Source organism: Pseudomonas sp. CM27 (genome assembly GCF_013179515.1).
Lineage (GTDB): Bacteria > Pseudomonadota > Gammaproteobacteria > Pseudomonadales > Pseudomonadaceae > Aquipseudomonas.
Genome location: NZ_JABMCN010000437.1, coordinates 1 through 1,494, shown reverse-complemented (window position 1 = coordinate 1,494; position 1,494 = coordinate 1). Strand labels below are relative to the sequence as shown.

At 64.1% G+C, this 1,494-nt stretch carries 1 protein-coding gene and 2 pseudogenes; 2 read left to right on the top strand and 1 reads right to left on the bottom strand.

Going from position 1 to position 1,494, the window contains the following annotated elements; all coding sequences use genetic code 11:
* A pseudogene (locus HP547_RS28745) lies at window positions 1-266 on the top strand (homoserine kinase); the annotation flags it as partial.
* A gap of 161 nt (window positions 267-427) precedes the next feature.
* Here the strand turns inward: HP547_RS28745 and HP547_RS28740 are convergent.
* The gene (locus HP547_RS28740) at window positions 428-1,384 is read right to left on the bottom strand and encodes a zinc ABC transporter substrate-binding protein (protein WP_172288885.1); all 957 of its coding nucleotides are present in this window, start codon (window positions 1,382-1,384) and stop codon (window positions 428-430) included.
* 18 nt (window positions 1,385-1,402) lie between these two features.
* Between HP547_RS28740 and HP547_RS28735 the strand changes: the two are divergent.
* Window positions 1,403-1,494: pseudogene (locus tag HP547_RS28735) on the top strand (transcriptional repressor); the annotation flags it as partial.

Genomic DNA, 1,494 nt, shown 5'->3' with positions numbered 1-1,494 from the left:
GGTGCCTGGATGAGCACGGCGCGATCGACATGCCCCGCGCTCAGGCGCTGCTGGCAGCGTATGCCGCGCTGCGGCCGTTCACTGCAGCCGAAGCCGAGCTGTGGCCAGAGATGTTGCGGGTAGGCTGCGTGCGCTTCTGGCTGTCGCGGCTGATTGCGGCGGAGTCGTTTGCCGGGATGGATGTGATGATCCATGACCCGAGCGAGTTCGAAGTGCGTTTGGCACAGCGGCAGCAGGTGGCTTTGCGCCTGCCGTTTGCTCTCTAGGGCCCGCCGACTGGATTGTGTGAGGGCTGACAGGTGCCCGCCTTGATGCTTTCTGCGCCTGTGAAACCGAGCGCCGCGCGGGCGGCGCTCGGTTTCACAGGCGCTGCAAACCTTACGGCGAACACCTGGCCGCCCTGATGCAATCTCCTGCAAAACCCGGCTTACAACTGCTCCAAGCACCCAGCCAGGTCGCCACCCAGCTTCTCCAGCAAGCGCTCATAACCCTTGGCATCCACCGGGTCGGTACCACCCAGTGCATCCAGCTCAGCCAAGCGCACCGGCAGCCCGGCAGTCAGGGTCTCAGCCAACCGCGGCCGCAGTGGCGGCTCACTGAACACACAGGTCTTGCCCACTTCCTGCAGGCGCTTGCGCATCGCAGCCACATGCTGCGCCCCCGGCTGAACCTCGGATGCCACGCTGAACACGCCGGTGTGCTTCAGGCCATACTCCGCCTCGAAGTAATCGAACGCCTCGTGGAACACGAAGTACGGTTTGCTGGCAATACCGGCTACCCGCGCCTTGATACGTCCATCCAGTGCATCCATGCGCTCATTGAAAGCCTTCAGGTTGCTCTGGTAGCGGGCAGCATTGGCCGGATCGACCTGGGCCAGATCCGCAGCCATCTTCGCCGCGATTACCCGCGCGTTGACCGACGACAGCCACAAGTGCGCGTCCAGGCTGCCCGGGCGGTGATCATGATCGTGGTCGTCATGGTCTGCTTCCTCATGGGAGTGGCTGTCCTCGCCAAAGCGGCGCAGCTTCATGCCCGCCAGCGACTGCACGGCCACCGTGGGCTTGCTGCGGCTGCCCAGCACGCGCGGCAGGAAGCTCTCCATGTCCGGGCCAATCCAGTACAACAGGTCGGCATCGCCCACCCGCCGCACGTCGGACGGACGCAGCGCGTAGTGGTGCGGCGAGGCGCCCGGCGGCAGCAATACCTCGGGGCTGCCCACGCCGTCCTGCACGGCAGCAGCAATTTGCTGCAGGGGCTTGATAGTGGTGAGCACGCGCACATCGGCCTGGGCTGAAAATGCGATGAAAGCGACAAACAGAGCTAGGAATCGGGACACGGTGGATACTCGAGTCATCAGAAACAGGTAACATAATAACGTCTCCATCCAGAACCGTCGCTGCCCATGTCCATCACGCCGCTGGCCAACCGTCCCCACGATCACTCCCACTGCGTACACAGCGCACTGGCTGAAGCCGACGCCTTGTGCACCCGCCA

What these genes read in the sequence shown, in the direction of transcription:
- HP547_RS28740 (WP_172288885.1), bottom strand. Translation starts at nt 1,384, where the DNA reads ATGGAGACGTTATTATGTTACCTGTTTCTGATGACTCGAGTATCCACC.